Origin of the sequence: Halopseudomonas bauzanensis (assembly GCF_900114735.1) — a bacterium.
Taxonomy (GTDB): domain Bacteria; phylum Pseudomonadota; class Gammaproteobacteria; order Pseudomonadales; family Pseudomonadaceae; genus Halopseudomonas; species Halopseudomonas bauzanensis.
Genome location: NZ_FOUA01000006.1, coordinates 1 through 21,072, shown reverse-complemented (window position 1 = coordinate 21,072; position 21,072 = coordinate 1). Strand labels below are relative to the sequence as shown.

The 21,072-nt window shown below is 58.1% G+C and carries 27 protein-coding genes, 2 pseudogenes and 1 other annotated feature; of the genes and pseudogenes, 13 read left to right on the top strand and 16 right to left on the bottom strand.

Annotation, left to right across the window (positions count from 1 at the left end; translation table 11 throughout):
• Window positions 1-63 precede the first annotated feature (63 nt).
• Complete coding sequence (locus BM267_RS12890; protein ID WP_036991045.1) at window positions 64-288, top strand: DUF2798 domain-containing protein; 225 nt, start codon at window positions 64-66, stop codon at window positions 286-288.
• Window positions 289-305: 17 nt separating this feature from the next.
• Here the strand turns inward: BM267_RS12890 and BM267_RS12885 are convergent, their stop codons facing one another.
• Together BM267_RS12885 and BM267_RS12880 are read right to left on the bottom strand one after the other, a co-directional pair.
• Window positions 306-638, bottom strand: coding sequence for a DMT family transporter (locus BM267_RS12885; protein WP_036991265.1), 333 nt, complete (start codon window positions 636-638; stop codon window positions 306-308).
• A gap of 75 nt (window positions 639-713) precedes the next feature.
• Entirely contained in the window at window positions 714-1,112 is a 399-nt protein-coding gene (locus BM267_RS12880) for a GFA family protein (protein WP_074781076.1), read from the bottom strand.
• A 131-nt stretch (window positions 1,113-1,243) separates the two neighbouring features.
• On the opposite strand from BM267_RS12880, the gene BM267_RS12875 reads away from it, so the two are divergent.
• A complete protein-coding gene (locus tag BM267_RS12875; RefSeq protein WP_036991048.1) occupies window positions 1,244-1,792 on the top strand; it encodes a glutathione peroxidase in 549 nt (182 codons plus the stop codon).
• A gap of 50 nt (window positions 1,793-1,842) precedes the next feature.
• Here BM267_RS12875 and BM267_RS12870 read toward each other — a convergent pair whose 3' ends face one another.
• Together BM267_RS12870 and BM267_RS12865 are read right to left on the bottom strand one after the other, a co-directional pair.
• The gene (locus tag BM267_RS12870; RefSeq protein WP_074781078.1) at window positions 1,843-2,337 is read right to left on the bottom strand and encodes a GNAT family N-acetyltransferase; all 495 of its coding nucleotides are present in this window, start codon (window positions 2,335-2,337) and stop codon (window positions 1,843-1,845) included.
• A 43-nt stretch (window positions 2,338-2,380) separates the two neighbouring features.
• Complete coding sequence (locus BM267_RS12865; protein ID WP_074781080.1) at window positions 2,381-3,112, bottom strand: glucose 1-dehydrogenase; 732 nt, start codon at window positions 3,110-3,112, stop codon at window positions 2,381-2,383.
• Between the two features lie 154 nt (window positions 3,113-3,266).
• Between BM267_RS12865 and BM267_RS12860 the strand changes: the two genes are divergently transcribed.
• Both BM267_RS12860 and BM267_RS16815 read left to right on the top strand, forming a co-directional pair.
• Complete coding sequence (locus BM267_RS12860; protein WP_074781082.1) at window positions 3,267-4,193, top strand: 5'-nucleotidase; 927 nt, start codon at window positions 3,267-3,269, stop codon at window positions 4,191-4,193.
• 280 nt (window positions 4,194-4,473) lie between these two features.
• Complete coding sequence (locus BM267_RS16815; RefSeq protein WP_169304580.1) at window positions 4,474-4,647, top strand: hypothetical protein; 174 nt, start codon at window positions 4,474-4,476, stop codon at window positions 4,645-4,647.
• Window positions 4,648-4,662: 15 nt separating this feature from the next.
• On the opposite strand, the gene BM267_RS12855 is transcribed toward BM267_RS16815, so the two are convergent.
• The 4 genes and pseudogenes from BM267_RS12855 to BM267_RS12840 all read right to left on the bottom strand — a co-directional run.
• A complete protein-coding gene (locus tag BM267_RS12855; protein WP_074781084.1) occupies window positions 4,663-5,253 on the bottom strand; it encodes an anti-virulence regulator CigR family protein in 591 nt (196 codons plus the stop codon).
• Window positions 5,254-5,562: 309 nt separating this feature from the next.
• On the bottom strand, window positions 5,563-6,168 hold the full coding sequence (locus BM267_RS12850) for an anaerobic ribonucleoside-triphosphate reductase activating protein (protein ID WP_235818286.1): 606 nt from the start codon (window positions 6,166-6,168) through the stop codon (window positions 5,563-5,565).
• Entirely contained in the window at window positions 6,158-6,331 is a 174-nt protein-coding gene (nrdD, locus tag BM267_RS16935) for an anaerobic ribonucleoside-triphosphate reductase (protein WP_074781088.1), read from the bottom strand. Before nrdD ends, BM267_RS12850 begins: the two co-directional genes overlap by 11 nt.
• Window positions 6,328-8,037 (bottom strand): annotated as a pseudogene (locus BM267_RS12840) (ribonucleoside triphosphate reductase); the annotation flags it as partial. The pseudogene BM267_RS12840 and the gene nrdD, both read right to left, overlap by 4 nt.
• Before the next feature lie 573 nt (window positions 8,038-8,610).
• Here BM267_RS12840 and BM267_RS12830 point away from each other — a divergent pair.
• A complete protein-coding gene (locus BM267_RS12830; protein ID WP_083392525.1) occupies window positions 8,611-10,470 on the top strand; it encodes a carboxylesterase/lipase family protein in 1,860 nt (619 codons plus the stop codon).
• A 141-nt stretch (window positions 10,471-10,611) separates the two neighbouring features.
• Here the strand turns inward: BM267_RS12830 and BM267_RS12825 are convergent, their stop codons facing one another.
• Genes BM267_RS12825 through BM267_RS12805 form a run of 5 tightly spaced genes read right to left on the bottom strand, consistent with a single transcriptional unit; the run spans window position 10,612 to window position 13,420 of the window.
• Complete coding sequence (locus BM267_RS12825; protein WP_074781095.1) at window positions 10,612-11,439, bottom strand: AadA family aminoglycoside 3''-O-nucleotidyltransferase; 828 nt, start codon at window positions 11,437-11,439, stop codon at window positions 10,612-10,614.
• Complete coding sequence (locus BM267_RS12820; RefSeq protein WP_074781097.1) at window positions 11,436-12,077, bottom strand: Vat family streptogramin A O-acetyltransferase; 642 nt, start codon at window positions 12,075-12,077, stop codon at window positions 11,436-11,438. The genes BM267_RS12825 and BM267_RS12820 overlap by 4 nt, the downstream gene beginning before the upstream one ends.
• A 31-nt stretch (window positions 12,078-12,108) precedes the next feature.
• Window positions 12,109-12,504, bottom strand: coding sequence for a DUF1801 domain-containing protein (locus BM267_RS12815; protein ID WP_074781099.1), 396 nt, complete (start codon window positions 12,502-12,504; stop codon window positions 12,109-12,111).
• 38 nt (window positions 12,505-12,542) lie between these two features.
• Window positions 12,543-12,935 carry a VOC family protein gene (locus BM267_RS12810; protein ID WP_036991064.1) on the bottom strand — a complete coding sequence of 131 codons (393 nt, stop codon included), beginning with the start codon at window positions 12,933-12,935 and terminating at the stop codon, window positions 12,543-12,545.
• 59 nt (window positions 12,936-12,994) lie between these two features.
• On the bottom strand, window positions 12,995-13,420 hold the full coding sequence (locus tag BM267_RS12805) for a VOC family protein (protein ID WP_074781101.1): 426 nt from the start codon (window positions 13,418-13,420) through the stop codon (window positions 12,995-12,997).
• 205 nt (window positions 13,421-13,625) lie between these two features.
• Between BM267_RS12805 and queC the strand changes: the two genes are divergently transcribed.
• The 5 genes from queC to BM267_RS12780 all read left to right on the top strand — a co-directional run bounded on the left by queC (window position 13,626) and on the right by BM267_RS12780 (window position 17,699).
• Window positions 13,626-14,333 carry a 7-cyano-7-deazaguanine synthase QueC gene (gene queC, locus BM267_RS12800; RefSeq protein WP_074781103.1) on the top strand — a complete coding sequence of 236 codons (708 nt, stop codon included), beginning with the start codon at window positions 13,626-13,628 and terminating at the stop codon, window positions 14,331-14,333.
• Window positions 14,321-14,677 carry a 6-pyruvoyl trahydropterin synthase family protein gene (locus tag BM267_RS12795; RefSeq protein WP_036991070.1) on the top strand — a complete coding sequence of 119 codons (357 nt, stop codon included), beginning with the start codon at window positions 14,321-14,323 and terminating at the stop codon, window positions 14,675-14,677. The genes queC and BM267_RS12795 overlap by 13 nt, the downstream gene beginning before the upstream one ends.
• Window positions 14,674-15,390 carry a 7-carboxy-7-deazaguanine synthase QueE gene (gene queE, locus BM267_RS12790; protein ID WP_074781105.1) on the top strand — a complete coding sequence of 239 codons (717 nt, stop codon included), beginning with the start codon at window positions 14,674-14,676 and terminating at the stop codon, window positions 15,388-15,390. The genes BM267_RS12795 and queE overlap by 4 nt, the downstream gene beginning before the upstream one ends.
• 99 nt (window positions 15,391-15,489) lie before the next feature.
• Window positions 15,490-16,923, top strand: coding sequence for an NfeD family protein (locus tag BM267_RS12785; protein WP_083392526.1), 1,434 nt, complete (start codon window positions 15,490-15,492; stop codon window positions 16,921-16,923).
• A gap of 17 nt (window positions 16,924-16,940) precedes the next feature.
• The gene (locus tag BM267_RS12780) at window positions 16,941-17,699 is read left to right on the top strand and encodes a slipin family protein (protein ID WP_036991076.1); all 759 of its coding nucleotides are present in this window, start codon (window positions 16,941-16,943) and stop codon (window positions 17,697-17,699) included.
• 92 nt (window positions 17,700-17,791) lie between these two features.
• Here BM267_RS12780 and BM267_RS12775 read toward each other — a convergent pair whose 3' ends face one another.
• From BM267_RS12775 to BM267_RS12765, 3 genes are all read right to left on the bottom strand, one after another.
• On the bottom strand, window positions 17,792-18,505 hold the full coding sequence (locus BM267_RS12775) for a class I SAM-dependent methyltransferase (RefSeq protein WP_036991077.1): 714 nt from the start codon (window positions 18,503-18,505) through the stop codon (window positions 17,792-17,794).
• A 134-nt stretch (window positions 18,506-18,639) separates the two neighbouring features.
• Window positions 18,640-18,948 carry a putative quinol monooxygenase gene (locus tag BM267_RS12770; protein ID WP_036991079.1) on the bottom strand — a complete coding sequence of 103 codons (309 nt, stop codon included), beginning with the start codon at window positions 18,946-18,948 and terminating at the stop codon, window positions 18,640-18,642.
• A gap of 123 nt (window positions 18,949-19,071) precedes the next feature.
• Window positions 19,072-19,524: an MFS transporter gene (locus tag BM267_RS12765; protein WP_051611112.1), complete on the bottom strand. Its 453-nt coding sequence runs from the start codon at window positions 19,522-19,524 to the stop codon at window positions 19,072-19,074.
• Window positions 19,525-19,565: 41 nt separating this feature from the next.
• Between BM267_RS12765 and BM267_RS16610 the strand changes: the two are divergent.
• From BM267_RS16610 to BM267_RS12745, 3 genes and pseudogenes are all read left to right on the top strand, one after another.
• Window positions 19,566-20,338: pseudogene (locus BM267_RS16610) on the top strand (IS3 family transposase); the annotation flags it as partial.
• Window positions 19,844-19,975 (top strand) — a sequence feature (AL1L pseudoknot). It overlaps the preceding pseudogene by 132 nt.
• Before the next feature lie 59 nt (window positions 20,339-20,397).
• The gene (locus tag BM267_RS12750; protein WP_036989911.1) at window positions 20,398-20,706 is read left to right on the top strand and encodes a DUF1153 domain-containing protein; all 309 of its coding nucleotides are present in this window, start codon (window positions 20,398-20,400) and stop codon (window positions 20,704-20,706) included.
• A gap of 11 nt (window positions 20,707-20,717) precedes the next feature.
• Window positions 20,718-21,072, top strand: a 355-nt coding sequence (locus BM267_RS12745; RefSeq protein WP_459562113.1) for a hypothetical protein, incomplete at its 3' end; no start/stop codon positions are given.

Sequence of the window (21,072 nt, the reverse complement as noted above, 5' to 3'; positions counted from 1 at the left end):
AGCGTATGTCAATGTCGGTCGGCATGGCTTACACTTTCGGGCTTTTTTGTGGTGGAGAGCAAAATGATCAATGCGCGTTACGTACCCTTGGTTTCATCGATATTGATGTCGATCTATATGGTCTCGATCATGACTTTCGTTATCACCTGGGCAAACACGGGCTTCACCGAAAACTTCCTGTCGCGTTGGTGGCGCGCCGCCTATATCGCCTGGCCAATTGCATTCACCCTGATCATCATTGGCGCACCCAGAATCAGCCGCTTTGCCATCAGTCTGCAGAAGAAGTGAAGCAGAGCCAGCCGGTATCAGTGCGCTACCGCCTTGGAAAACACGTTCAACACCACCACCCCGGCGACAATCAGGCCCATGCCGATAATCGCGGGCGCATCCAGCTTCTGGCCGTATAGAAACCATGCCGCTGCCGTGATCAGCACGATGCCCGCACCGGACCAGATGGCGTAGGCAATGCCCACCGGAATGGTGCGTAGCGTCAACGCCAGCAGGTAGAACGCAATGCCGTAACCGACAGCCATCACGATAGTCGGCAGCGGTTTGGTGAACCCCTCACTAGCTTTCAATGCCGAGGTGGCAATCACCTCGGCGACAATCGCCACGGACAGGAATATCCAGTGTTTCATCATCCAGCGCTCTCTCGTTATCGGCCCCGGATAATAGCAGCAGATAAACGGACCCGCCCGGGCCGGATGCCCTGGTCAGCCCAGTTCGAGATGCTGCGGCAAGTCATCGGTAATCTCGAACCAGGGCGCCTTGCTGCCGACAAACACGTGGCGTTGCGGCTGTACGCCGGGGTCGGTATCCAGGGTGCCCAGCGGAAAGCCATATACGTCAGGCTGGGCATCGAACCGGGTGAACAGGCTGGAGCTGCAGACCGAGCAGAACGCCTTGTGCTCACCCGGTGACGACTCGTAGAACCTGATCAACTCCTGACCCTGCAAGGTTTTCCAGTCCGCTGAGCGGATCTTGGCGCTGGTCCGGAACGCCGCCGCATGCAGCTTGCGGCACATCGAACAGTGGCAGTTGTATACATTCTTCAGCTCACCCTGAATCTCATAGCGCACCCCCTGGCATAGACAGCTTCCTGATAAGGCCATGATCCACCTCCCGTTGTTGATGCATTGAGCTTAGTGCAAAAGCGGCACGCCTATTTTCACGGTGAGCTGCTGCTCGTCGACAAGTTCTGCTACCTTCGATATCTGATTGCTAACCAGAAACGAGAAAACAAATGACTGCTCTGTATGACATTCCACTGAACAAGATCGATGGCACGCCCGGCAGCCTGGCCGATTACCGCGGCAAGGTGTTGCTGGTAGTCAACGTCGCCTCCAAATGCGGGCTGACGCCTCAGTACGAAGGACTCGAAGCGCTGTATCAGGCCAAGCGCAAGCAGGGTCTGGAAGTGCTCGGCTTTCCAGCCAACAATTTCAAGGGGCAGGAGCCCGGCACGGAAGAAGAAATTCGCGACTTCTGCTCCACCACCTATGATGTGCACTTTCCGCTGTTTTCGAAGATCTCGGTGCTGGGTGATGACCAGCATCCCCTGTACACCCAGTTGACCGCTCAGCAGCCGCAGGCGATCGGTGATGGTCCGTTCCGTGAGCGCCTGAAGGGCTTCGGCGTCAACCCGGAAAACCCCGCGGACGTGTTGTGGAATTTCGAGAAATTCCTGATCAACCGTAACGGTGAAGTCGTTGCACGTTTCGCACCGGATACGGCGGCGGACGATCCGCGGCTGGTCACTGCGATCGAGCAGGAGCTGGCCAAAGGCGCCTGAGCCGACCAGCTACCGCGGGTGGTGATCTGCCGCCGCCCGCGGATCAGCCCTTACTGGGGTGCATCCAACCACTTGTACATGACCAGCGCATCCACATAGCCCAGGGACGGATGGTTGAACGCCTTGGGTAAACGGCCCACGGTAGCGAATCCAAGCTTGTTCCACAGCCGCACCGCGCCCTCATTGCTGGAGGCGACGAAATTGAATTGCATGGCCTGATAGCCGAGCTGGACGGCAACTTCCTGGGAATGCTCGCACATGGCCGAAGCCAAGCCGCGCCCCCGCGCTGCCGAGGACACCATGTACCCGCAATTGCAGACATGATCGCCGGGGCCCGCCTGATTGGTCTTGATGTAATAGGTGCCCAGAATCTGCCCGTCTTCTTCGCAGACGAAGGTCTTTCGCGGGTAATCCATCCACAGCACAAACGCCTGCTCCCGAGTGGTATCACGCGGATATGCATAGGTATCGCCAGCCGCAGCGACCTCGTGGAAAATCGGCCAGATGCTATCGAAGTCATCCTTCGTGGCTTCTCTGATATTCATAACGCTGAGTTGCTCCTGCGCACTGATAAGGCCTGCTTTTTTACTACTTACCGCCAGCCAGGTCCATAAACGAGCCCGTCACGTAGGACGCCTCGTCAGACAACAGCCAGGCGATGGCATTGGCCACCTCTTCCGGCTCCCCTCCTCGCTGCAGGGGAATCTGGGGCGCCAGCCGCTCAACGCGCTCCGGCTCGCCGCCATCGGCATGCATGTCGGTATGAATGAATCCAGGCCTCACCCCATTTACCCGGATACCTCGTGCAGCCAGCTCCAGCGACAAGCCCTTGGTCAGCGTGTCGACAGCACCTTTGGAGGCGGCATAATCCACATACTCAAAGGGTGAGCCGGTTCTTGCTGCCACCGATGAGACATTGACGATAGCGCCCGGATATTTCGCCCTTTGCACGAATTCCCGCGAGCACAGAAAGCAACTGGTCACGTTGGTCGTCAGCACCTTGTTAAAACGCTCGACGCTCATCTCGGCCAGCGGTGATTGGCAGAACAGCACGCCGGCGTTATTCACCAGATGCGTTACTGGGCCGAAACGCTGCTCCGCAGCATCGAATAGCGCACGCACCTCGCTCTCGACCGAGACATCGGCCTGGCAGGCAAAGGCCCGACCGCCCGTTGCGCTGACGGCCGCCACCACGGCCTCCGCACTCGCATTGTCGGAACGGTAATTGACGCATACCGCATACCCTCGGGACGCCAACAATCTCGCGGTAGCAGCGCCGATGCCCCGCCCCGCACCCGTCACGATCACAACGTTATCCATGGTTTCCTTCACCTGAATCGGAGTCTTCCTGTTGTTGTGGCTGCTTTGCCCAAGCTGGTCAAGCAAAACGGCCAGATTTCTCCAGCACCTACTGATAATGGATACAGATCGGCTACCATGGTCTTCCCTTGCAAGCCGACGGTATACCGCCTCTATGTCCTACCCCATCGAACAGAAACTGGTGATCGCCGTCGCGTCCAGCGCGTTGTTCGATCTATCCGAATCCGATCAGGTATTTCGCGAGCAAGGGGAAAAAGCCTACCGGGCGTACCAGCAAGAGCATTTGCATATTCCGCTGGACAAAGGCGTGGCCTTTCCCTTTGTGCGGCGCTTTCTGAGTATCAATCAGAAATTCCCGGAGCAATGCCCGGTTGAGGTGGTACTGCTGTCCCGCAACTCGGCCATTACCGGCAAGCGGGTATTCAACTCCATCGTGCATCATGGGCTGAACATCACCCGCGCCGCCTTCCTGGAAGGCAAGTCGCCCTATGCCTATATTCCGGCCTTCAATGCCTCGCTGTTTCTCAGCGCCAACGAAGCGGATGTCCAGGAAGCCATCGATTATGACCACCCGGCCGGCACTGTCCTGCCCAGCCATGTGGTGGATGATGTAGACGATGTGGAGTTGCGTATCGCCTTCGACTTCGATGGCGTGATTGCCGATGATGCGTCGGAGCGGGTATTCAAGACGGGATCACTGGCGGATTTCCAGGCCCATGAGACATCCTACTCGCACATTCCCCACACTCCAGGGCCCTTGGCGGACCTGTTTCGCAAACTGTCGCACCTGCAGCGCCTGGAAGATCAGGCCGTGGAAGCGGCCCCTGACTACAAGCGCGTCCTGCGCACCGCCATCGTCACCGCTCGCAATGCGCCTTCCCACGAGCGCGTGATCACCACGCTGGAACATTGGGGCGTGAATGCGAACGAGGTGTTCTTTCTGGGCGGCATGAGAAAGGACCGGATACTCAGCGTGCTCAAACCCCACATGTTCTTCGATGACCAGCGCTCGCATCTGGAATCGGAAGCGGGGGATATCCCAATGGTGCATATTCCCTTTGGCGTGGCGAATCTGGGGTGATTCGCCCTATGCCATAAATGCCGGTGGCAGCGCGGTCAGCCGATCCGCGTGAGATTAACTGGCTCCGGATCACGGGAATACCTGCCCCCTGACCTTCCTCTCTGTTCCCGCCCCTGACCACTGCCGCCATCATCCGCGCAGCCCATCAATACCGCTGGTCGGCTTTGACCGACGCCTACCTCAAATGGACGAGGCCGGGTCTGGACCGGGCGCCTAAGCTCCGAAGCAATGGAGAAATCCGGCATGGTGCCAATAACACCCGACAATAAAGGGGCCAACCATGAAAATGAAAAGATGGCCGTTCTGGCCAGTATTTGCCATGGTCTCGCTGATCACCCTGGTGGCGGCGGTAGAGGTCAATAGCGCTACCGGCAGTCACCTCGCAAAGTGTTCCTCGAACTCGGTGATGTGCGGCCCACCGACGGTGACCATCAACCGGCTGTTCATTCCCTGAACAGCCGGTTGATGATCAGTCGAAGACGTCGTAGAGGATATCGGCAATTACCCCAGTGGCGATGGACACCAGGATCAAATCCGTTCCGGCCGCCTGCCACTCATACCCCGAATACCGTGGCAGGCGCTCAAGAAATGCACCGGATCGCACCTTCTTGGCAATTCCCGGTGGCAGCGGCTTACCCCGCATGAGGTTCTTGCGGATACCCGGAGGTAGCGAGGAGTAGCCATCGAAGCCGGCGCTGTGTGCATATTGCCTGGCGAGCGCCGCGGTAATGCCAGCGTCGATCAGATCGCCAATGATTTCCCTGTCCCTGTTCCTGTCCCGATAATGCCCCTGTCGGTCTCGGCGATCATCGAAGTAACCGGAATAGCGCCCACGGTCATCGTGATACTTGCGACTTTCGCGGGATGAGTGACGGTCAGAATTGCCCTGATTGCCTTGGTTGCCTCTCCCCTGCCCCTGCCCTTGGTTGCCTTTACCCGCCTGTCCGGCGTGCTCGCCCCGGTTATGCCCAGGGCCTTTTCCTTCAGGCGGCCCAGCATAAGCCGTAGCCCCCAGCAAACCGGCCGCCAGGAATGCGGCTATCGCGATACGGCTTTTCATTTCAAATCCTCATTCCAGCTGGTTATAACACTGCAAGCACCATTCGGATTATCAGACCTGCCAACCAGCGCTTCGTTCCTGCCCTCCTCGTCGCGCTTTGTGACCGACAACAACATACTTCGGTTTGCCCATCGCCTCGGTCCCGCTGCTGTGGGCAAACCGGCTGTTACTGATCGGGTGAATCGCTGGCAATGTGCATGGGAATAATGCCGCCATAGGACTGGTGATCGCGATGGGGCAGATCATGCTGGCCGGACTGAGGTTGGGTTGGGACTCGCCTGGTCGATGGCACGCAAAGCCCTGCGAGCCTCAAGCTGATGTCTGTGGCCGCCCCTGCTGAATCACCACCGATGTAGCCCCCATGGCGCGCAACCGATCACGAACCCACAGGGCGTCGCTGCTCTCCAACCACCTGGGGTGGGCAGTGATGCGAAATTGATGGTCTATCCCGCTGGCCAGCACCAGTTCGACACTACGCCAGGCCGCTTCTCCGCTATCGCGGGTCCGTGTAATCAGGTCGTACCCCGCCTGTTTCGCCTTCACATCCAGGCCTATCCAGTCGAGCAGCGGCAGCAGCTTCTCCAGCTTGCGCGGATAGCTGCCGGCGCTATGCAATCCGACCTTGAAACCCATTGCCCGCACCTGCTTGATGGCCTGCGGCAGCGCTGGCTGCGAGGTCGGCTCGCCACCGGAAAACACCACCGCATCCAACAGCCCGCGGCGGCTGTCGAGAAACTCGACTATCTGGCTCCAGGGTATTTCAACATCACCCCGCGCCGGCAGCAGCTCGGGGTTATGACAATAGACACAGCGCCACGGACAGCCCTGGGTGAATACCACTGCAGCCAACTCACCGGGATAGTCGATGCTGGTGAGGGGCACCAGGCCCCCCACCCGCAGTGACTCAGCAGCCACCGGCGGCGGCATCCTGTGGATGGAAGAACTGCCGCTCCTGATGTTCGGACTGCTTGCCGAGGTTCCAGGAGGATACCGGGCGGTGGTATCCCATGACCCGAGTCCAGACTTCACAACGTACGCGTTCGTGGTTTTGCAATGTGGTAATGGCTTGCTGGTTCATGCTGTTGCTCCTTGGGTTGCTTGCTTTTTCAGCAGGATGTCCTCATCGCAGCGTGGGCAGAACTCATGCTCACCGCTCAGGTAACCGTGATGCGGACAGATGGAAAAGGTCGGGGTTATGGTCAGGTACGGCAGCCGATAGTTGGCCAGCGCCCGTTGCACCAGCCGGCGGCAAGCGTCGGCGCTGGCCAATGGTTCGGCCATGTACAGGTGCAGCACCGTGCCGCCGGTATATTTCTGCTGCAACGGCTCCTGGCGCTGCAGTGCCTCGAATGGATCACTGGTGAAACCAACCGGTAATTGTGACGAGTTGGTGTAATAGGGTTGGTCAGCCGAGCCGGCTTGCAGGATTTCCGGAAACCGTTTGCGATCCTCCTTGGCAAAGCGGTAGGTGGTGCCCTCGGCCGGCGTGGCCTCCAGGTTGTACATATGCCCCGTCTGCTCCTGGAATTCGGTCATCCGCCGACGCACATGGTCCAGCAAGCGGATGGCCATGGCATGCCCCTCAGGATGGGTAATATCCTGAGCATCGTCGGTGAAATTACGGATCATCTCGTTGATGCCGTTGACGCCCAAGGTGGAGAAATGATTGCGCAGGGTGCCCAGATAGCGCTTGGTATAAGGAAACAGCCCCGCATCCATATGCTGCTGGATCACCTGGCGCTTGATCTCCAGGCTGTCACGCCCCAGCTCCAGCAGCCTGTCCAGTGCTAGCAGAAGCCCCGCCTCGTCACCCCGGTGCAGATAGCCCAAACGGGCACAGTTGACTGTCACCACGCCCAGCGATCCGGTCTGTTCAGCCGAGCCGAACAGGCCGTTGCCTCGCTTGAGCAACTCGCGCAGATCCAGCTGCAGGCGACAGCACATGGAGCGCACCATATTCGGTTGCAGCTCCGAGTTGAGGAAGTTCTGGAAGTAAGGCAGACCATACCTGGCGGTCATGGCGAACAGCCGCTCGGCGTTCTCGCTGTGCCAGGGAAAGTCATGGGTAATGTTGTAGGTCGGGATCGGGAAGGTGAACACCCGACCTTTCGCATCGCCCTGGCTCATCACCTCGATATAGGCACGGTTGATCAGGTCCATTTCCGCCTGCAGCTCGCCGTAGCGGAACGGCATTTCCTCTCCACCGATCACCGGCACTTGCTCGCGCAGATCCTCAGGGCAGACCCAGTCGAACGTCAGGTTGGTGAAGGGCGTCTGGGTGCCCCAGCGTGACGGCACATTCAGGTTGTAGATAAGCTCCTGCATGTACTGGCGGACCTGCTCATAACTGAGTCGATCCTTGCGCACAAATGGCGCCATATAGGTATCGAAGGAGCTGAAGGCCTGGGCTCCGGCCCATTCGTTCTGCAAGGTGCCGAGGAAGTTGACGATCTGCCCCACTGCACTGGACATGTGTTTTGGCGGCGCCGATTCGATCTGCCCCGGTATCCCATTGAGTCCTTCGTTAAGCAAGGTGCGCAGCGACCAGCCGGCGCAATAGCCGCTGAGCATATCCAGGTCATGGATATGGATATCGCCTTCGCGGTGGGCGTGGCCGATCGCCGCCGGGTATACATGGCTGAGCCAGTAGTTGGCGATAATCTTGCCGGCACTATTGAGGATCAATCCACCCAGTGAATAGCCCTGGTTGGCATTGGCGTTGACCCGCCAATCCTGGCGATTCAGGTATTCGTCGATGGTGCTTGAAACGTCAAGAAAGGTCTTCATAAACCACCACATATTGTGCGCATAGGAGTAAAACGCACTATATATGCACAAATACGGGGGTGACTTTGATATTGATCAATTCTACCGGCAGGGTAAGCCGGCCTCATCTCAGAACCGGGCGGACAGCATCAGCGAGTCAATTGGTGTTCAGTCCCGTTCGCTACCGAAACTTGCGTGCGTAAGCATCCCGTACATTGGCGGATATAAAGCCGCTGAGCCCTCTACCCGCCTGCGCGAGACGGTGCATCGTAGCAATGGCGGAGGCGCCAGCACTATGACTGGTGTATTCGTATTTCCAACCATTGTTGAATTGCACAACAATGGCGTCTGGTGAGAGTTCGTAGGCGATCACACCCGAATCTCCGCTCAGATTCTTATAGTGGTCCATCGATATCCCCCGATGTGACATTCCATGTCCAGCATAGCCAATCAATCAGTGGCCTTATATCCCTCGCTTATCCAGCTTCATGAACAATCATTCGCGTCTACCTTGATTCTGGCTTAGTTGAAAAAGCCATATCCCAAGGACTGTCTTGCCTTCTGTCCATAAAAATAATATCCAGGAGAAGCATGATGTTTAGTCGCACAAGTAGTGCCCGCTCCACCTCGCCACAACGCCAGCTACTGGCTACCGCCGTCGCCCTGGCTGCCGGATCGTTACTGTTAGCCGGCTGTCTCGGCGGCGGTGGCAGTTCATCTGACAAGCCAAGCGATCGCGCCAAACTGACGCTCGCCAATGGTGAGGTTATCGGCCTTGCCACAGACGATACGCTGATTTGGCACGGCATTCCCTACGCCCAACCACCCCTCGACGAGCTACGCTGGCGAGCGCCGCTGCCTCCGCAAAACTGGAGCGGCACGCTGGATGCGCGCGAGCGCGGCCCTGAATGCGTGCAGGCTGAAACCACCACCCAATGGCAACGCACCTCAAACATGGTCGGTGATGAGGACTGCCTGACTGTCGACATCTATCGTCCCAACCGCAGCGGCTTTGAGGATGAAGCACTGCCCGTCTACGTCTGGATCCATGGCGGCTCGAACAACTTCGGCACCGCCAAGCAGTATGACGGCAGCACTTTGGCCAATCATTCGGACGTGGTCGTCGTGATCGTCCAATACCGTCTGGGGCCGTTGGGCTGGTTCTTCCATCCTGACGTGCAGACCGATGGCGCCGACCCGCTCTCCGACTCCGGCAACTTCGGCACTCTGGATACCATTCGCGCACTGGAATGGGTGCAGACCAATATCGCTGATTTTGGCGGCGATCCGAGTAACGTCACTATCACTGGCGAATCCGCCGGCGCTCACAACGTGCTCAACCTGATGGCCTCACCGGAGGCAACCGGGCTCTTCCACCGCGCCATGTCACAGAGCGGATCGATGAACACCCGCAGCCCCGCTGCCGCTCGCAGTTCAGCCAACAGTCATATCGAATGGCTGATCCGCCTGCTGGAGGACCGTCAAACGCCGGACTCCCCCATAACCAGTGACCAGGCCAGGCAGCTGCGTGAAGAGATGGAAGCCACCGGCACACTGGGCGAGTACCTTCGCGCGGCCGAAGGCAGAGATCTGTACCAGGCCGTTTTCAACTACAGCTCCCTCAGCGCTTATGGTGCCATTGAAGACGGTACGGTGATCCCCGCTGGCGGCTGGATTCCCAGCTTTACCAGCGGTGATTTCAACAATGTGCCACTGATCCTGGGCGCCAACGAGTACGAACAGAAGTCTTTCATGCCGCTGTACGGCGCTGCCGTGAAAGGTGCGCTGCCTGACGTGCCCTCGCCGCCGGACAAGACCTGGCTAGATTTGCTGGATGTCGCCTTCGAAGGCAGCCAAACCCTGGACGAGGTGCTGCCCACCCAGAAAGACAAGGACACCTACGAACTCACCGGCTACCATGGCGGTCGTGCCTGGCGCGCTAAATATGTGGACCAACTGGCTCGCGTGATCAGCGAGCATCAGCCCGCCACCTACGCCTACGATTTCCGTTGGGGCACCCAATCAGGCCCCTCGCCCTTCAACTTTATCTACGGCGCAGGACACGCGGCGGATATCTCGTTCTTCTTTGGCACGGGTGAAGGTCTGTTCGAATTGCCCTTTACCGAGCAGAACCAGCCAGGGCGGGTCGCCCTGCAGGAGTCGATGATGAATTATCTGGCGGATTTTGCCCGCGACGGTGATCCCAACGGCAGCTACAGCGAATCGCAGCCCGAATGGAGTCGTTGGACGCTCGCACCTGGCCAAAATAAGGTCATCGTATTTGACGCCACCGCAGAAGAGGCTGATGTCAGTATGTCCGCCGAGGAGCTGACGCTAGCCAGCGTCAATGCCGCCTGGGCCGCAGCCCTTGCGGAGGCAGGCTTGACGCCATTGGAGATCGGCACCTTGCCGGTGATCTTTGGCCAATCCGCGAACTATTCCACCCCGTAACATCCCTTGGAGAGTAGAACTTCCCCGGCTGTGTAACAGCAGCTGGGGAAACAATACCGATGCAGCGACTCCGCAATCAAACTCGCGCACCTACTCCTCCGGGCACCGGAAAAATACAGATCCAGTGCCACCTATGTACCGTTATGGGCTATTACCATCGGTGGTTGAGGCGTTCGCATTGGTGCCGAGCAGCTCGATAACCTTATGCTTTACGAACAGAATAAACTCTGCCACCTCATCCGCACGACAGGCCAAACGATCCTCAGTTTGCCCTAGATAGGCCTGCCGCGCCTCACGCAGTACCGGCTGGTGTTCAATGGGCAGACGCTCCATCACCCAATCAGCAGCGATATTTTTCGGCATGATCTTTCCGGTCGCTGCGCTGAACCAGATGCGAGCCAAGGTAAGCACGACATTTCGCTCATCACCTTCCCAGTCCGGGAAGGAATTCCATAATTTCAGAGTGTCGAGCAATACTCTATACAGATCATCTTCCGGCACCGGATCAAACAGCTCCTTTGCCGCTGGGCCGATCAGCGCCATGCTGTGCCGCCTTGCTTGCGTCAGGAGGATGGCCAGGTCAGGATCAACGCCAGCGGGTTCAAAAATGCCAGAAAGAAGATCCGCGCGCAGCCATTCGCCGAACTGCAGTTCCCGCCTGGGCGGATAACGCCACGGCACAACATCGCTACGTACAACAACTGTCACTTCCATCGCACGGAGAGCTTCGCTTTGGCCGGGCGGTGCCGAGACAGTCAGCAAATCAAGCAGCAGCGCCTGCCGTACGGCGTCATCAAGTCGCCTATCTGCGGTAACCAGCACATCGATATCGCTGTATGGTTTCAAACCGCCATCCAGCGCAGAGCCGTACAGATGCGCAGCCACGAACGCAGACGCCAAGTGATGCTCGACCATATCAAGCACCTGCGACAGTTGCGTTGAAACTTCGGCAGGGAGCACGTTCTTCATTGGCGGGGCGCAACGTCAGCCAGTGCATCTATATTTCCAGAGACGATCAACTCAAGATGCTGCGTGATCGTTTCTATTGGCCAATCCCACCATGCCAATGATTCCAGGCGTGCGACCACCTCCGGATCGAACCGCTGCTTGAGCGGTTTGGCCGGGTTGCCGCCCACGACGGTATAGGCAGGCACATCCGCAACGACAACCGAGCGAGAAGAAACGATAGCGCCATTGCCAATATGCACACCGGGCATGATGAGCGCGTCGTAGCCTATCCAGACATCATTGCCGATTACCGTGTCGCCCTTGTACGGCAGCTCTTCCGGTTTGGGCATGACCTTTTCCCACCCATTACCGAAGATCTGAAACGGATAAGTGGAGATACCGGACAGCTTGTGGTTGGCGCCATTCATGATGAATTGGGTGCCACGTGCGATAGCGCAGAATTTGCCGATGATCAGTTTGTCGCCGATGAACGGATAGTGATAAAGCACATTCCGCTCAAAATCTTCCGAGTCATCCGGATCATCGTAATAGGTGTAGTCCCCGACGAGGATGTTCGGGTTGCTGATGGTGTTCTTGATGAAGCAGACCTGCGGAAAGCCTGGCATCGGATGTTTATTATCTGGATCAGGACCTTGCACGCTTTTTCCTCAATAGCCCCTGGCTATATTGTCATTTCCAACCAGCCACATTTGCTGCCTGCTGGATCCACTGGCGCATCTCTGGCACCTGCGCTTCCTCCAGACTCCTCACCTTCACGTAGCGGGAGCCTTCGCCCAGCGGGGGCGGCGCATCAAACTCGGCGCCGCCGAAGAACACCACATTAACGGAAACATCGTAGGCAACCATCTGGATGATCCACCCGCGTTCCGGCAACCCGTAATAGGCCTCTCTCCACTTCACGGCGTACTGCAGACCGGGGATTGCCTCGCGGATCAATTCATCCAGATACCTGACAATGGGATGCAGCCTCGGCATCACCTGCTCAATCCAGTCTTCGATATCCGCGTGACTGTCCGCAGGTCCGGGTGGCTTGCGCGTCGACTTTGGTTTGGGTGAAATCGCCATGGCATATCCTCCTCTTGCCGTATCTAACCGCATGCAATCTAACTGTAAGTTTCTCCGTCAAACTCGATAAGACAAAACCCATGACCGAAGGGATCAGAGAAAGTGATACACCTGGAATGCTTCCATTCGATGCATTCGCTTTCCTGCTTCGCACCCGCCTTCAGCGCCCGTTCTGTTGCCTGAGCGAGGTCGTCTACAACGAAATCCAAATGGACTGGCGTCCAATGCCTGGAATACCGACGCACCTCCGATGTGCTGGATGTCGCATCTGAACCAGGGGGATTGTGCAAAAGATAGATGATCGAAGATCCACCCGTTAGCTCCGCCACACTGTTCTCCAGCGTACGCTCGTGCGCTAGCCCCAAGGCGCCACAATAGAATGCAATGGCGGGTTCAAGCTCCGGAACATCGATGTTTATGATGATTCTCATGACTCAGCTCCCAGACGGAATAGTCGAGTGCCCGCCCGGTGCAGCGGCGGGAATAGCTGTCAGTCGCCGTCAGGCAGTAATTCGGGATTCCATACCACCTCCCAAAGATGGCTATCGAGATCCTGGAAATACCCCGCATAACCACCCCAGAAAGTGTCTTGGGCCGGCTTGATGATCGCAGCTCCGGCCGCTTCCGCTTGCTGCATCACGGTATCGACTTCTGCTCGGGAGGCGACGTTATGACCGAGCGTCATATCGGTAGCGCTGGGGCCACTCAGCGGCAGGCCAGAGTCATGGGCAATACTCTTGCGAGGCCAAAGCGCCAATTTCAGCCCCGGCTGGAGGTCAAAGAACGCAACAGCGCCATGATCGAATTCCTGGCCGATGATGCCATCCGTATGGAGCCCCAAGCCATCGCGGTAGAACGCAAGCGCGCGATCCAGATCAGCCACGCCAAGCGTGATAACGGTGACTCGAGCTTTCATATCAGAGGTCTCCGGAGACTAACGATGTTGCCGCGCATACCTTTGCTCGAGCTTAATGCTGCGCGTGCTGCACAACAACCCCGCAGCTCAGCGAGCCGTACCTCGGATTGGCGGTTGCTATTACGTTGGACAAGATCGATCCGGACGTTACAATGGCCCCCGCTTTACCCGGTCGCAGCCTACCCGGACAAAACAAGGAAACCTGATGAACGCTTTACTGATCTGCTCCGGCGGATTCGATTCCGTGACGCTCGCCTACCGGCTGGCGGCGGAGCAATCCCTCGGCACCCTGCTGACGTTCGACTACGGTCAGCGCCACCGCAAGGAAATCGATGCCGCCCGCCTCGCCGCCGAGCGACTCGCGGTACCCCACCTGATAATGGACATCGGCCATATCGGCCGCCAACTGTCTGGCTCAGCCCTGACCGATGACATCGCCGTGCCCCACGGGCATTACAGCGAAGAGAACATGAAGGTGACTGTGGTGCCCAACCGCAACGCCATCATGCTAACCATCGCCTTCGGCGTGGCCGCCGCCCGCGGGCATGACACCGTGGCCCTGGCGGTCCACGGCGGTGATCATTTCATCTACCCTGACTGCCGCCCCGACTTCATCCGCCTGTTCAGCGAGATGCAAACCAAAGCGCTGGATGGCGTGGCAGAAGTGGCATTGCTTGCTCCCTATGTCACTACCGACAAGACCGAGATCGCCCGTGACGCGGCGCGCTATGCGGTACCGGTCGGCGATACCTGGTCCTGCTATGAAGGAGGTGAGCTGCATTGCGGCCGCTGCGGCACCTGCGTGGAGCGTATCGAAGCCATGGCTCTGGCCGGCATGGCCGACCCCACGCCTTATCAAGACAAGCAGTACTGGCAGGAAGCAGTCGCAAGGGTGAAGTCATGTACACCATAAAGAAAGAGTTTCATTTCTCCGCCTCCCACCAGCTCAAGCAGATGCCCGACTGGCACCCCTGCGCCCGCTTGCATGGCCACAACTACGTGGTAGTGCTTGAGCTGCAGAGCAAGACCCTTGATCAATACGGCTTCGTCCGGGATTACCTGGAACTCAAGGCGTTCAAGGAATACATCGACGCCGAGCTGGATCACCGCCACCTGAACGACGTGCTGGGAGACGAATGCACCACTGCCGAGCGTCTGGCTCGGCACCTGTGCGAATGGGCTCAGGCTCGCTGGCCTGAAGTGACTGCAGCGGCCGTCTCGGAAACGCCCAAGACCTGGGCGGAGTATCGGCCATGATCGCGGTCAGTGAAATCTTCGGGCCCACGATTCAGGGCGAGGGAGCCCTGATCGGCTTGCCCACCGTTTTCGTGCGCACCGGCGGCTGCGATTTTCGTTGCAGCTGGTGCGATACGCTCTACGCGGTGGAACCTCGCTTCAAGAAGGATTGGCAGAGCATGGATGCCGAAGCAATCCTCACAGAGGTGAACCAGTTGAGTGGCGGCGAGCCGATATTGGTAACTCTCTCCGGTGGCAATCCAGCGCTGCAGCCGCTCGAGGAACTGCTACAACTCGGCCACCGACAAGGCCACCGCTTCGCCATGGAAACCCAGGGCAGCAAGGCCCAGACCTGGTTCAACCAGCTCGATCACCTCACCCTCAGCCCCAAACCGCCCTCCTCTGATATGCCCTTTCGCCGAGAGCGCTTCGAATCCTGTCTGGCGGCTGCCGGAGCCGATACCAACGTCAGTCTCAAACTGGTGATAGCCGACGAGGTGGATTACCAATGGGCGAGAGCACTGGCAGCCGACTATCCGCACCTGCCGCTGTATCTGCAGCCATGCAATACCGCTCCGGCTACCCCCGAGCAACCGGAACGCGAAACTGATTTGGATGCGCTGAACACCCAGTTGCGCTGGTTGGTGGAGCGGGTAACCACTGACCATTGGTATCGGCCCCGGGTACTGCCGCAGTTGCATGTGTTGATCTGGAATAACGAACGGGGGGTATGACGCCCCTCGTCGAAAACCAGGCCGGGCTTTCGAGCATACCCCGGATGATCTGCTAGGCTGACATGAATACCTCCCACTGCTCAGCGGGGAGCTACTGCCATGCCTACCCACCTCCCTGACAATCGCGCCATGCTTGCCTTCGCCGCCAGTCTTATCGGTGTGGGCATGCTCTTTCTGCTGGCCAGCCTGATGACCAGCACGCAGGCCCAGCAGAGCCAACGCAGTGCCATCGTGCTCACGGTTGAAGGCGCTATCGGCCCGGCAACGATGGACTATGTGGCACGGGGTATCGAACAGGCGGAAGAAGAGCAGGCAGGGTTGGTGGTCATCCGCATGGATACCCCGGGAGGCCTCATGGAATCCATGCGCATGATCATCCGTGACATCCTGGCCTCACCCGTGCCAGTGGCCACGTACGTGACGCCCGCCGGTGCTCGTGCGGCCAGTGCTGGCACCTATATCCTGTATGGCAGCCACATTGCGGCAATGACGCCGGCTACGCATCTGGGATCGGCTACGCCCGTGCAGATGAGCCCGATGCCAAACGCCGACAAACCGGAGCCAGCAACTGAATCAGATGCCAAGGAGAGTGAAGACGAACCCCGGCGGGGTAGCACTGCGATGGAGCGCAAGGTACTGGAGGACTCGGTAGCCTACATCCGCAGCCTGGCTGAACGCCATGGTCGCAACGCCGACTGGGCGGAGGAAGCGGTACGCGAAGCAGTCAACCTGAACGCGCAGCAGGCGCTGGAGCGCAACGTCGTGGATATCGTCGCCACAGATGTCGACGACCTGCTGCAACAGATAAACGGCCGTAGTGTCGTGATGGTGTCGGGTAGCCAGACCCTTGAGACCGCCAATCTGGTGATCAAGCAGGTGGACCCGAACTGGCGGACCCGGCTACTGTCGGTCATCACCAACCCCAACATCGCCTTCTTTCTGATGATCATCGGTTTTTACGGGATCATTTTCGAGCTGTCGAACCCCGGTCAATTGTTCCCCGGTATTCTCGGCGCGGTATGTCTCATTCTCGCGCTGTTCGCGTTCCAGGTCCTGTCGGTCAACTACGCCGGGTTGGCGCTGATCATACTCGGGCTGGCACTGATCATGGCTGAAGCATTCGCCCCCAGCTTCGGTATTCTCGGTGTTGGCGGGATCGTTGCGTTCATTATCGGCTCGGTGATCCTGATGGACGGTACACACCAGCAGGTGTCGCTACCGATGATCGGGGGCATCGCTGCCGTCGCTGCTGGCTTCATGCTGTGGATCCTGACCCGGCTTGCCCGTTTCCGACGCCTACCGGCAACCAGTGGCATCGACAAAATAGTAGGACGAGGCGGTATCGCTGCCGACAACTTCCAGCCGTGGGCAGGCGCCCCGCCTGGGCACTACCGCGGCCATGTGCAAGTCAGCGGTGAACGCTGGAATGCCGTGTCTAATCAGCCGGTCCAGGCTGGACAACCGGTCCTTATCGAGAAAGTGGAGGGTTTGACATTGCATCTCAAGCCCACCGATGACCAACGCGTCCCATAACCTCGGGAGAATCCATCATGTTCGACCTTGCACCCTATCTAGCCCCACTCATCGTACTGCTTGCCATTCTGGCATCGGCCATCCGCGTCCTCCCTGAGTACCAGCGCGGGGTCGTGTTCTTTCTCGGTCGCTTCCAAGGCGTCAAGGGCCCCGGCCTGATCTTCATTCTTCCCGGAATCCAGCAAATGGTACGGGTAGATCTTCGGGTGGTCGCGCTGGATATTCCCGCCCAGGACGTCATATCCAAGGACAACGTGACCGTACGGGTCAACGCCGTTCTCTACTATCGCGTGGTAGATCCGGAGCGGGCGATCATTCAGGTCGAGAATTTCGCCGAGGCGACCAGCCAACTGGCGCAAACCACGCTGCGCTCAGTGCTCGGCAAGCACGACCTGGACGAAATGCTCTCCGAACGGGACAAGCTCAACTCGGATATCCAGGAGATTCTGGATGCCCAGACTGACGAATGGGGCATCAAGGTGGCGAACGTCGAGATCAAGCATGTGGATCTTAACGAATCGATGGTACGCGCCATTGCCCGTCAGGCCGAAGCTGAGCGGGAGCGCCGCGCCAAGGTGATTCATGCTGAAGGTGAATTGCAGGCATCGGAGAAGCTGGTCGAAGCCGCGCGGGTCATGTCCAGTGAGCCGGGAGCGATGCAGCTGCGCTATCTACAGACCTTGGCCGACATGAGTACCGACAACACCTCCACGATCATTTTCCCGTTGCCGATAGATCTGATTAACAGCCTGGTCAAAGGTGCCAAAAATCCGTGAACTCGTTCACCGGCATCTGTTCCAGTACCTGCTGCTGATCGCAGGCGGCAAGGAACGCTGCCGCCTGCTTCGGCCCGACATCAGCCTGCGAATTATGGCGCTGATATTCCTGCGCTTCGCTTTGAAAGCCAAGCATGAATCAATCCCGCCTGAAAAAACTGAACAGGAAGCTCAAAACCTCCCGACTCAATGATGGAGGCAACCTTGGCCGGAGGAAGGACACCAACATCATTGGCGTAGGCTCTGCGAATACGCTCAAGCGCTTCCGGTGATATATCCGCCGCAGACATCATCTTCATCCAGCCATGAAGAAGCACAGCGTATTCCGATGACTCGACTTCTGATGCCAGGTCGGAGCTGGCAAGCAGGCCGTTGGGTTTGAGCCGTTCTGCGATCTCACTGAAGAAGGTCGAGCGCTCACCTTCTTCCAGGATGAATTGAGATACCAGGAAACAGGTTGCTGCGTCCTGTTGCTCGATAACCGGCAGTGAGCTGAGATAACCCTCGTGAAAAGTACAGCGGGATGCCACGCCTTCTTTTTCTGTCCTTTGGCGGCAGACATCGAGCATGGGGCCGGATGGCTCTACCGCAATAAAACGCCAGCCGGGGTTCTTCGACGCAAGATAGATCAGCTCATCTCCTGTTCCCACGCCAACACAGAGAATGCTTGCATCTGCAGGTAGCTCTGCAAACAGTGACCCAAGCAGTAAGTGCAGGCAGTCGCGGATTGATGCCGTTTTCGCCCACTGCGTATCGTAGTTTGCAGCTTGTTGATCAAACAGAGCTTTTATTTCGCTTGGATGCATTGCATTCTCCCGTCTCCTGGCCCAACCAAAATGCCCACCGTCGGCTGGAGCACCCGGTCAGCTCTTCACGCCGAATGCCCCATGATAGTTGACTTTGCCCATGACGGAGCTCCAACCGCGGCTTGCATGCATTGTCAGGCCTCTTTGGTCCATACCGGAGTCAGAGCCGTGACCTGGGGTGGGCCAGCCAGGAGCGGCTCAACCTCTTCGAGATATGCCGCATAACTGTCTGTCTTCAAGAACTCCTGCGACGCCTCAGCACTGGCGTATTGCTGGAAAGCGCAAATTGAATCCGGATCAGCATTATCAAAGCAGTAAAAGTACGCGGTATGCCCCGGATTGGCAGCTACGGCCGGCGCCATGTGCTTTTCCCAGACCTTACGGACTTCATCCCGTTTCCCGGGCTGGGTTTGGTGCCTAACAATAAGTGCGAAAGACGTCATTGGAACCTCGCGATCATGTCGTGTAAAAACCTAACATTTGGTTAACGGACGGGATCTGGCCCGTCCCATTAAGCGAAGCGAACGGAACAGATTGAACCGATCATCTGCAGGAATCAGCTGATTTCAGGTCCAGCCTACTCTTCCGCGACGCAGGTAAGGCAGCACTGAGCATAGCCCCAATACCGCCAGGACAGCACCTATCCATAATGCAGCACGAACGTCATAGCCTGCAGAGATTGCCAAGCCGGCGAGAAAAGTCCCTCCGCCCAGGCCGATATTGATAACAGAGGTATGCACTGCATTCACCATCGGGCCGGGGTGGGCCACACTGATGATGCGTGCCATCATCGCAGGGTTCATGGGCACCCCGGACAGCCCGATCAAAATGACAAAGGCCACAGCGAACCACGTATATTGCGCCAGCAGTGCCATACCGGTTAACGACATGCTCAGCACTGCCAGCCCGATAACCATGATGATCAGGCTATGCCGGAAGGCAAAATGCCCGGTGACGATATTCCCTACTATGTTTGCCGCCCCATAGAGCATCAGTATGAAGGGAACCACCTGAATCACACCGGGTTTCGTGGAGGCCTCAACTCTTGAGAGAATGAGGCATGAAGAAATCCAATAGCTACTCCCCTGAAGTCCGTGAACGTGCTGTGCGCATGGGTCTGGAGAACTTGAAGGACTACCCATCCGAGTGGGCAGCCATCGAGTCCATTGCACCCAAAATTGGCTGTGTCCCACAGACGCTGCATGGCTGGGTGCGCAAGCACCAGACCGACAACGGCCAGCGACCCGGTCAGACGACTGAGGAGCGGGACCGCATCAAGGCCCTGGAGCGCGAGAATCGTGAGCTGCGTAAAGCGAACGAGATCCTCCGCCTGGCCAGTGCTTATTTTGCCCAGGCGGAGCCCGACTGGCCGGCACCCCGGCGCCGCAACAAACCCTGAACGGCTTCGTCGACGAATATCGTGACCGTTACGGAGTCGAGTCGATCTGCCGAGTGGTGCAGATCGCTCCGTCCGGTTACTACCGGCATGCAGCTCGAGCTCGCCAGCCAGCGCTACGCAGCATGCGGGCCAGACAAGACGAGCTGCTGAGTAGTGAGATCCAACGCGTCTGGGATGACAACATGCAGTGTTATGGCGTCGTGAAGGTGTGGAAGCAGCTACATCGAGAGCGTATCAACGTCGCGCGTTGCACGGTGCAAAGGTTGATGCGCCGGCTTGGGTTACAGGGTGTTCGCCGCGGCCAGATAATCCGTACTACGGTGCCTGATGGGAAGCTTGTATGCCCGCTCGACAAGGTCAATCGCCAATTCCATGCCAGTCGCCCAAACGAGCTGTGGGTCTCAGACTTTACCTACGTTTCAACGTGGCAGGGCTGTAATGACCCAGTGAAAACCTGCACATGCTAAAGTCGCTTCAGAAATTGGAGTGAAGCATGACGCAAGAACCCGACATCAAGCGCTGGACAGCCAAACGCAAAGCGGAGCTGATCAAGCAGATCTACCGAGGGCAGACTACAGTGCCCGAGGCTGCGCGCCACTACGATCTCACCCAGCAGGAGATCGAGAAGTGGATGGACGATGCCGAAGCCGGGATGGAAAACGCCCTTAAGGCCAATCCCAAGGATATCGCCGAGCAGTATGAAACCCAGCTGCGCGAACTCCGGGAAGCCTATGGCGAGGCCATGCTGGAGCTCAAGTTCCGAAAAAAGTTGCAGCGCCATCTCGACTCGACCGACGATTGATCGATCAGGTCATGGCCGAGATGGCTACCCAAGGCTATGTCGTGACGGTGGTGCAGGCCTGCCGCTGGGCCGGTGTGTCCCGCCGCAGTTATTACTATCGGCCTACCAAAGCCAAACCCAGGGTCAATGAGCACTTGGCGGCGCGGGTAAAGCGGGTGATCAACGATCTGCCGTATGCTGGCTACCGTACCGTTGCCTGGCTGTTGGGTGAGAACAAGAACACCATCCAGCGCCTGTTCCAGATCAAGGGCTGGCAGGTGCGCAAGCGCCGCAGTGGAGCCCGCCCCCGGGTGCAGGCATTACCTTCGGTGGCCTCGCGCCCGAATGAGCGCTGGGCAACAGACATTGCACGTGTCTGGTGTGGTC